Genomic DNA, 8,745 nt, shown 5'->3' with positions numbered 1-8,745 from the left:
TATGACTGTCCCGCAGGCGGGGACGCAGTTAGTCCGCTCCCGCTTCGACCTGACCGCTAGCCTGTGCGAGCCTTGGAGCTGTGCAAGAAGCTAGGCACCTGGCGCTCCTAAGCTCAAGAGGCTGGACGTGGACCGATGAGGAACGAATCTTCAGTACGTTGGCAGCTAGGCTCGGAAGTGCCGAGGTGCGTCGCCAAGTGCTTCGTCCAACGGTTGCCGTTGATGCCCGTAAAGGCACCCACTCTGCCAGTGTCGGACTGGGCACGTTTCCCTGGCACACTGATGGGGCGATCGCGCTGAACCCACCTCAGTGGATGGTTCTAAGGTGCATTGAGGCCACACGTCCGACGTCAACTCAGATCTGTTCGCCATCCGATGATTTAAAGCAAGCGCTTCGCCGTCTGACCCTGCTTATCCGCCAAGAGTCTGGTCGGAACGCTTATCTACCAGCCTTCGTCAGCTCTGGTCCGAACACCTGGAAGCTGCGTTGGGACCCGCGAGCAACACCCGTCGGCCCCGACTCAGCGCGCGCAGCCGTGGAGGGCGCCCATCCGACCGGTGAGGTCGCCTGGCAACCGGGCCGGATTCTCATACTGGATAATCATCGAGTCATGCACCGGCGGCCATCGGTATCCGCCGCCACTGGGCGTGCTCTGGTTCGAACGTTCATAATTAAGTGAGGCACTTCAGGTGTGGGACTACGACGGGTTTATCGGTAAGGCCAAGCTCTACTTCACACGTGGTGCGGAGCACGAGCACTCCGATGACGACGAATTCACGATCTGGCACCTTCTAGGGTTCGAGTTCCTGTTACGGGCGCCCTTAGCGAAACTACATCCAAGCCTCCTTGCCGCGACAAACGATAATGACAGTTTGCTCGCCGCTAACGGCGTCACGACCCCCAAGGACCCGAAGAGCGTAACGAGCGGTGTGGTGATCGACCGCTTGGCGCGGATTGTGCCAGAGTTTGCCGGCGGCGCAGTTGCCGACTCTTTGTTTCTCATGAATCTGAGAAACGCGGAGCTGCATGCGTCCAACGCCGCTGTGAGTGAAGTATCGAATGACGTCTGGCTACCTAAACTGGTACGGGTCGTCAAGATCATTTGCCGACAGTTGACGATTGATCCCCAAGATATCCTTGACGACGACGTCGTGAAGCTTGGAGAGCGACTCCTTGACGAGGCCGACAAGAAAGTTGCTCACGAAGTCAATTTGAAGATTAAGGCGGCGCAAGGCTTCCTGCACAAACTGAGACAGGACGAAATCGATGCACGCGTCGCGGCGGCTAAGCCAACTGGTCTGGAGTGGTTTACGCGGCAGCGTACGACTGCAACCGTGAAGTGCCCCGCCTGTGAGCACGAAGTTTACGCCCCGAAGACTTATGTCCGCAGCGCCCGTGAGCACTTGGACGGCGATACGGTAATTCGCGACGAAATTTACCTCATCGACGAACTTAAATGCCATATTTGCGGACTTGAGCTCCTGACCGCCCCTGAACTTGTTGCAGCACAGGTGCCCCAGCAGGTGACCGAGCAAGAGCACGAGTCATTAGATGAGCGATACCAGGTCGAACCCGATTACGACGGTCCGGAATATATGGACGAGTGAATTTGGTCGGACATAACCGCCGCTTTCCGGGTATTGGAATGGTGTGCGTTTGACTTCAGGTTGTCGGATCGAGGCGAGCCGTCGTCCGCTTCCGCCCGGTAAATCGATCAGAACTTCCGACCACGCGCCACTTCCATCCCTGCCTCCGAGTGCGAAGGTGTTTCCAGGCAGCGAGCAGCCAACACAACGGTCCCTCAGCGCAGCGCGGCTTCGACCTGCTCGGCCATCGCCTTTTGACCGCGCGCGTTGGCGTGCATCGCGGGGAAGCTGACCGCACCCAGCGTCGGCTCGACCCATCGCCGTTCGCCCGCGCAGGCGTCGTGGCCCGCGGAGACCTTGGTCATGTCGACGAAGGTCACGCGGGTGGCTGCGGCGGCGCGGCGCATGGCGGCGTTGAGGGCTTTGAAGACACGATGCAGGTACGCGGTGTCCCCGGGCGTGGTGAGCAACGACGCCGAGCAGAGCGCCGAACCCGTGGCCGGGAAGATCTGCGGATATCCGACGAGGACGACGCGTGCGCGCGGCGCTTCGCGGCCGACGAGGCGCAGGGCGTTCACGAGGTCGGGGTAGGTCGAGGATTTGATCTCGTCGACCAACGAGGTACCGAACTCGTCGCGACATGGGGTCGCTGACAACGGCGCGGCCATCCACGCCCGCTGGCAGGCCGAGGTCGAATTGCTGAACAGTCCGTTGTTGTTCGCGCCGATCGTGAGGGTGATCAAGCGGGTGGCCGGTCCGATCGCGCTGATCTGCGGTCCCTGCCACCGATACTGCGACTTGGTGAGGTCTTCGGTCGTCGCGCCCGCGCAACTGACATCGACGACCTCGGTCCCGCGTCGTTTGGCAACGAGGCTGGAGTAGTTGATCGCCGAGTTCGAGCAGAAGGTCGCCGCGCTCGTCGCCTGGGGGAACACCGATGCGCCTGCGCTGTAGCTGTCACCGAGATTCACGTATGCGTATCCGTCCGCTGCCTGGGCCCCGCCGGCCGTGACGAGTCCGGCGAGGAGAGCGAGGATGGTGGCCGCCGCCGTCAGCAGGGTTCGGATGCCGAGGCCTCGGCGGGGGCTGCGGCCATACGGCACGGACATGCGGTGACTCCAGATCGTGGTACGCGTGTTACTGGTGTTGCAGGTGATACCAACACTACCGGGCCGACGGCCCGAGATCGGTGCACACGTACCCCAGTTTCCAATCTGATACACATGTCAAGTTTCTGTGACGCCGAAGGCACCGATCGCTCCGCACACTTGACCCTCACGCGACGTCAGGCAGCAGGGTTGTCGATGTGAGCGAGGAAAAGCACACTTCCAAGGTGGACACCCGGGAGCTGACCGTCGGTGTCGTCGCCGGCATGGTCGGCGTCAGCATCCGCACGCTGCATCACTACGACCAGATCGGCCTGGTGGTGCCATCCGGCCGGACACCGGCCGGGTACCGCGTCTACGACGACACCGACGTCGAACGTCTCCACCAGGTACTCACCTACCGCGAGCTGGGCTTTTCCCTCGAGCAGATTGCGACCCTGCTCGACGATCCGGACGTGGACCCCATGGGTCACCTCGAGACGCAGCGCGAGTTGCTGACCGAACGGATCGATCGCCTGCTCCGGATGGTCGCCTCACTGGAGGAGATGATGAACGCAAAGAAGGAAGGCATCGCCCTGTCGGCGGCCGAGCAGGCCGAGATCTTCGGCGACCAATGGCCAGGCGAGGAGTACGCCGCCGAGGCCGAGGAACGCTGGGGGAACACCGACGCCTGGAAGCAGAGCCAGAAGCGGACCGAACAGTTCTCCAAGGAGGACTGGCAGCGCATCAAAAAGGAGACCGACGACCTGGAACGGCGGCTCGCGGACGCGATGCGTCGCGGGGTGACTCCTGGCACCGCCGAGGCGAACTCGCTCGCCGAAGAGCACCGCGCACAGATCGGGCGCTTCTACGACTGTGATCACGCCATGCAGGTGTGCCTTGCCGACATGTACGTCGCGGACCCGCGGTTCACCGAGCACTACGACGCGCAGGCCCCCGGCCTGGCCGTCTACCTGCGGGAGGTGATCCACGCAAACGCGGGACGAGGGTGAAAGATCGCCACCCGCCGGTCGTCCGGGTCGGATAGGTTCGGTGTCCATGACCACCGACCCGGGCGTCCACAACAAGAGCGGTGGCGCCCGCGCCACCACCAACATCGGCGATGCGATGAACCTGCGCACCGTCTTCAACCGCGACGGCGAGGCCACCGACCTCCCCAAGTTCGCCTTGGGCGACTCGATGTTGTTGCCCGACACGGCTTATCAGATCGTCCACGACGAGGCGATGCTCGACGGGAACGCCCGCCTCAACCTCGCGACCTTCGTGTCGACGTGGATGGACGACGAGGCGAAGAAGTTGTACTCGGAGACCTTCGACAAGAACATGATCGACAAGGACGAGTACCCGCAGACGGCCGCGATCGAGGACCGGTGCTGGCGAATCCTCGCCGACCTGTGGCACAACCCGGACGTCGACAACGCGATCGGTACCTCGACGATCGGCTCGTCGGAGGCCTGCATGCTCGGTGGGCTCGCGCTCAAACGGCACTGGCAGACCCGGCGCCGCGCCGAGGGCAAGTCGACCGAGAATCCCAACATCGTGCTGTCGACGGCGGTCCAGGTGTGCTGGGAGAAGTTCTGCAACTACTTCGAGGTCGAGCCCAAATGGGTACCGATCAGCCCCGACCACCTCGTCCTCGACGGTCACGAGCTCGAGAAGTACGTGGACGAGAACACGATCGGGGTCGTCGCCATCATGGGACAGACCTACACCGGGATGTACGAGCCGGTGACCGCGATCGCGGCCAAGCTCGACGAGATCCAGGCCGACACCGGACTCGACGTCAAGATCCACATCGACGGCGCGTCGGGTGCGATGATCGCCCCCTTCTGTCAGCCGGACCTCGAATGGGACTTCCGTGTCGACCGTGTCGTCTCGATCAACACCTCGGGCCACAAGTACGGACTGGTGTATCCGGGTGTCGGCTGGATCGTGTGGCGCGAGACCGACGCACTGCCCGAGAGCATGGTGTTCCACTGCTCCTACCTCGGCGGCGACATGCCGACCCTGGCACTCAACTTCTCCCGCCCCGGCGCACAGGTCCTGCTGCAGTACTACGTGTTCCTGCGGCTCGGCCGCGACGGCTTCACCCAGGTCCAGCAGGGTTCTCTCGATGTGGCGCAATGGCTTTCCGGACAGATCGCCCAGATCGACGGCCTCGAATTGGTCAGCAAGGGCGACACCATCCCGGTCTTCGCCTGGAAACTGAAGGCCGGGCACAGCGAGAACTGGAACCTCTACGACCTGTCCGACCGCCTGCGCATGAAGGGCTGGCTGGTTCCCGCATACCCGATGGCCGACGACCTCGCCGACCTGACCGTGCAGCGAATCGTCGTGCGCGCCGGGCTGAGTCACGACCTCGCCCGTGCACTCATCGCCGACATCCGGACCGAGGTCGACTTCCTCAACCGCCTGGAGAGCCCGATGCCACGCGAGGGCGACGGGTCACACTTCCACCACTGAGCTCTCGCCGGTTTCCCGCCGGTTGAGCTTGTCGAAACCCCCCTCAGTCCAGCAGCGCCTGCGCCACGCGCTCGAGCGCGGCGACCCGACTCCCCTTGACCAGCACTGCGGTCCCGTCGTCGAGGTCGCCGAGTTCGGCCGGCACGCCGTCGACGTCGGAAACGTGCCGGGCGGTGTCACCGTAGTCGGCCTCGGCGACCGCGATGACCTCGATGCCCAGGTCCCTGGCCTCCAGTGCGATCGCACGGTGCTGGTCTGGCGAGTCGGCGCCGAGTTCGGCCATGGTGCCGAGAACCGCCACCCGACGCGACGCGGGGAGTGTCGCCAGCGACCGCAGCGCAGCCGACATCGACGTCGGGTTGGCGTTGTAGGCATCGTTGAGGACCGTGACGCCTCGCGACGAGGTGGCGAGTTCCATTCGTAGACCGGACAATTCGGCGGCGAGGAACCCGTCCGCCATCGACTCGACCGGCACCCCGAGCCCGCCGGCGGCGGCCGCCGCCGCCAGCGCGTTGGGGACCTGGTGCTCGCCGCGGGCGCCCAGTCGGACCTCCGTCGAACCCCACGGTGTGTGCAGCCGGAACGTCGCGCGCAACTCGTCGTCCAGGACGATGTCGGACGCGTACACATCGGCGTCCGGCGACAGCCCGTAGCGCAGGACACGCGCCGAGGTGCGATCCGCCATCGCCGCGACGTACCGATGGTCGGCATTGAGCACCGCGATCCCGTCGGCCGGGAGCGATTCCACCAGTTCACCCTTCGCGCGCGCGACGGACTCGATGTCACCGAACAGCTCCAGGTGCACGCCCTCGACGCGGGTGATCACGCCGACCGTCGGTTTCGCGATGGAACACAGCAGGTCGATGTGCCCGACGCCGCGGGCGCCCATCTCGAGGACCACCGCCTCCACGTCGTCGGCGGCCGCGGCGAGGGTGATCGGCAGCCCGAGCTCGTTGTTGAACGACTTCTCGCTCGCCGCGGTGCGGTAGGTGGTGCGCAGCACACCCGCGAGCAGATCCTTGGTCGAGGTCTTGCCCACCGAGCCGGTGATGCCCACCACGCGATCGGGGACCCGGGCGCGGACCGCTCGACCGAGGTCGGCGAGGGCGAGCGCGGTGTCGGCGACGCGGATGGCGGTACCGCCGACCGGGTCGACCCTCGAGGAGAGGTAGGCGGTGGCCCCGCCGTCGAGTGCGGACTTGATGAAATCGTGGCCGTCGCGCTCGGCGACGATCGGCACGAACAGCTGGCCCGGCCGAACACTCCGCGAGTCGATGCTCGCCCCGTCGATCTGCACGTCGGGGCCCAGCAGCTCCCCGCCCACGGCCTCCGCGACCTCGCTTGCTCTGAAATGCACGGTCTCACGCTAGCCGAGTCCCCAGCACACGCCGAGAACCCGATTGCACGGGGCCGTATCGTGACAGGCATGTCTTCTCGGCTGTTGCGTCTGGTGGTTCTCTACGGTGGCGTCTCCGCCGAGCACGATGTGTCGCGGGTCACAGCGGCTCATGTCCTGGCCGCGGCCGACCGGGCCAAATACGACCTGGTCCCCATCGGCATCGCCAAGGACGGCACGTGGTTGCGCAACGACAAGGCGATCGCCGCCATCGCCGACGGCACGCCACTCCCCGACACCCTCGAGGTCGCCGGAACCGCCGTCGACCCGCTGACCGAACTGCGTGGTCACGCGGACGAGGCCATCACGGTCGTCCTTCCCCTTCTCCATGGACCACACGGTGAGGACGGCACCATCCAGGGGATGCTCGAGTTGTTCAAGCTTCCGTATGTGGGAGCGGGTGTGTTGTCGTCCGCGGTGTGCATGGACAAAGCGATGGCCAAGATCGTCGCCGAGCAGGCAGGCATCCCGCAGTGCCGCTGGATCGAGTTCCGCGACGGTGTCGACGACCCGGAGACGATCACCGCCCGCGCGATCGACGCGCTGGGGCTCCCGGTGTTCGTCAAGCCGGCGAACCTCGGCTCGTCGGTGGGCATCACCAAGGCGCACGACGAGGCCGAACTCGACGCGGCAGTGAATCTCGCGCTCCGATACGACAACGTGGTCATCATCGAGGAGGCCGTCACCGGGCGCGAGATCGAGGTCGCCGTTCTCGGTGACACGGCGCCCGAGACCTCGGTGCCGGGCGAGATCAAACCCGGGAGCGAGTTCTACGACTACGAGGACAAGTACGTCACCGGCGCCGCCCAGCTGGTCATCCCCGCTGCGGTGTCCGACGCGGCGGCCGCCGAGGTCCGCGAGCTCGCGGCGAGGACGTTCACCGCGATGCGCTGCACCGGCATGGCCCGCGTCGACTTCTTCTACGAGGAGTCCGGCCGTGGCTGGCTGCTCAACGAGGTCAACACCATCCCGGGGTTCACCCCGGGATCGATGTACCCCAAGCTGTGGGAGGCGACCGGCGTGTCCTACCCGGACCTGATCGATCAGCTCGTCACGTTCGCGCTCGAGGTGCACCGCCGTCGCACGGGGTTCTCCACCGAGCACTGAGCGCGGCGCACGCTCGTGACGCCGATGTGCGGACGCGCGCATGTTCCAGGGCTCGGCGAGGGTGCCGGGTTGTAGCATGCCAACCGTGACCGACTCCCAGTCTGCGCGGGCCCTGCGGGTGCTGGTCTATTCCGACGACGCGCAGACCCGCGCGCAGGTCATCGGCGCGATCGGAACCCGGCCCGACCCGGGCATCCCACCGGTCAGCTACATCGAGGTCGCCACCGCCCCAATGGTGTTCGCGCAGCTCGACGCCGGTGTCGTCGACGCCGTGATCGCCGACGGGGAAGCCACCCCGGCCGGTGGCATGGGCCTGGCCAAGCAGATGAAAGACGAACTCGATCCCTGTCCACCAGTGCTCGTCCTGCTCGGGCGTGCCGACGACCGGTGGCTCGCGGACTGGTCCCGCGCCGACGCCGTGGCCGTCCTGCCCGTCGATCCGATCACTCTTCCGCGTGCGTTCGTCGACATGATCGGAAACGCCGAACTCTAGAAAACAGTGACTCGCGCCACACACTCACCTAGGCTTGTGTTGCAGCTCACATTCGTACTGCCGGACCAGATCGGCCGACGGCACGGATAGGACGAACACCCGGGCCGGCCGCACCGAACAGATGCACTCCGGTCGCCACAAGCGAGGAGGGGTCCGCGCTTTGAACGCCTACGTCCCGATCATGGTCCTCGGGGCAATCGGCGTGGCGTTTGCCGTTTTCAGCGTCTTCATCGGCATCGCGATCGGTCCGAAACGGTACAACCGCGCCAAACTCGAGCCCTACGAGTGCGGCATCGAGCCGGTCGAACAGAGCCTGCTCTACCCGACGCGACGCACCGCCGGCGGCACGGTGGCCACCGGCTCGATCCAGCGCGTACCGGTCAAGTACTACCTCACCGCGATGCTCTTCATCATCTTCGACATCGAGATCGTGTTCCTCTACCCGTGGGCGGTCGCCTTCGACTCACTCGGGTGGTTCGGCCTCATGGCCATGCTCCTGTTCATCGTCAACGTCTCCGTCGCGTACGCCTACGAGTGGCGTCGTGGCGGACTGAGTTGGGACTGAGCGCTTTTCACCGATCCGATACGGCAAG

General features: G+C 65.1%; 9 protein-coding genes. 7 read left to right on the top strand and 2 right to left on the bottom strand.

Features of this window, described 5'->3' with window-relative positions; translation table 11 throughout:
- The first annotated feature begins 314 nt into the window (after window positions 1-314).
- Both M4D77_RS23835 and M4D77_RS04465 read left to right on the top strand, forming a co-directional pair.
- Window positions 315-680 carry a TauD/TfdA family dioxygenase gene (locus tag M4D77_RS23835; protein ID WP_137810089.1) on the top strand — a complete coding sequence of 122 codons (366 nt, stop codon included), beginning with the start codon at window positions 315-317 and terminating at the stop codon, window positions 678-680.
- Window positions 681-690: 10 nt separating this feature from the next.
- Window positions 691-1,608 carry a hypothetical protein gene (locus tag M4D77_RS04465; RefSeq protein WP_137810090.1) on the top strand — a complete coding sequence of 306 codons (918 nt, stop codon included), beginning with the start codon at window positions 691-693 and terminating at the stop codon, window positions 1,606-1,608.
- Window positions 1,609-1,802: 194 nt separating this feature from the next.
- On the opposite strand, the gene M4D77_RS04460 is transcribed toward M4D77_RS04465, so the two are convergent.
- Window positions 1,803-2,696: an SGNH/GDSL hydrolase family protein gene (locus M4D77_RS04460; RefSeq protein WP_065631162.1), complete on the bottom strand. Its 894-nt coding sequence runs from the start codon at window positions 2,694-2,696 to the stop codon at window positions 1,803-1,805.
- Between the two features lie 224 nt (window positions 2,697-2,920).
- On the opposite strand from M4D77_RS04460, the gene M4D77_RS04455 reads away from it, so the two are divergent.
- The gene (locus tag M4D77_RS04455) at window positions 2,921-3,685 is read left to right on the top strand and encodes a MerR family transcriptional regulator (RefSeq protein ID WP_259935634.1); all 765 of its coding nucleotides are present in this window, start codon (window positions 2,921-2,923) and stop codon (window positions 3,683-3,685) included.
- Window positions 3,686-3,731: 46 nt separating this feature from the next.
- Entirely contained in the window at window positions 3,732-5,156 is a 1,425-nt protein-coding gene (locus M4D77_RS04450; RefSeq protein WP_259935633.1) for a glutamate decarboxylase, read from the top strand.
- A 43-nt stretch (window positions 5,157-5,199) separates the two neighbouring features.
- On the opposite strand, the gene murF is transcribed toward M4D77_RS04450, so the two are convergent.
- A complete protein-coding gene (gene murF, locus M4D77_RS04445) occupies window positions 5,200-6,513 on the bottom strand; it encodes a UDP-N-acetylmuramoyl-tripeptide--D-alanyl-D-alanine ligase (RefSeq protein ID WP_259935632.1) in 1,314 nt (437 codons plus the stop codon).
- Between the two features lie 69 nt (window positions 6,514-6,582).
- Between murF and M4D77_RS04440 the strand changes: the two genes are divergently transcribed.
- From M4D77_RS04440 to M4D77_RS04430, 3 genes are all read left to right on the top strand, one after another.
- The gene (locus M4D77_RS04440) at window positions 6,583-7,659 is read left to right on the top strand and encodes a D-alanine--D-alanine ligase family protein (RefSeq protein WP_259935631.1); all 1,077 of its coding nucleotides are present in this window, start codon (window positions 6,583-6,585) and stop codon (window positions 7,657-7,659) included.
- Window positions 7,660-7,744: 85 nt separating this feature from the next.
- Window positions 7,745-8,152, top strand: coding sequence for a hypothetical protein (locus M4D77_RS04435; RefSeq protein ID WP_068972076.1), 408 nt, complete (start codon window positions 7,745-7,747; stop codon window positions 8,150-8,152).
- A gap of 160 nt (window positions 8,153-8,312) precedes the next feature.
- A complete protein-coding gene (locus tag M4D77_RS04430) occupies window positions 8,313-8,717 on the top strand; it encodes an NADH-quinone oxidoreductase subunit A (protein ID WP_004021559.1) in 405 nt (134 codons plus the stop codon).
- Window positions 8,718-8,745: the final 28 nt, after the last annotated feature.

The sequence above is a fragment of the Gordonia sp. p3-SID1431 genome (assembly GCF_025143765.1).
In the GTDB taxonomy this organism is placed as follows: Bacteria; Actinomycetota; Actinomycetes; order Mycobacteriales; family Mycobacteriaceae; genus Gordonia; species Gordonia hongkongensis.
Note: the sequence above shows the minus strand (reverse complement) of the source record. Positions and strands in the feature narration are given on the sequence as shown.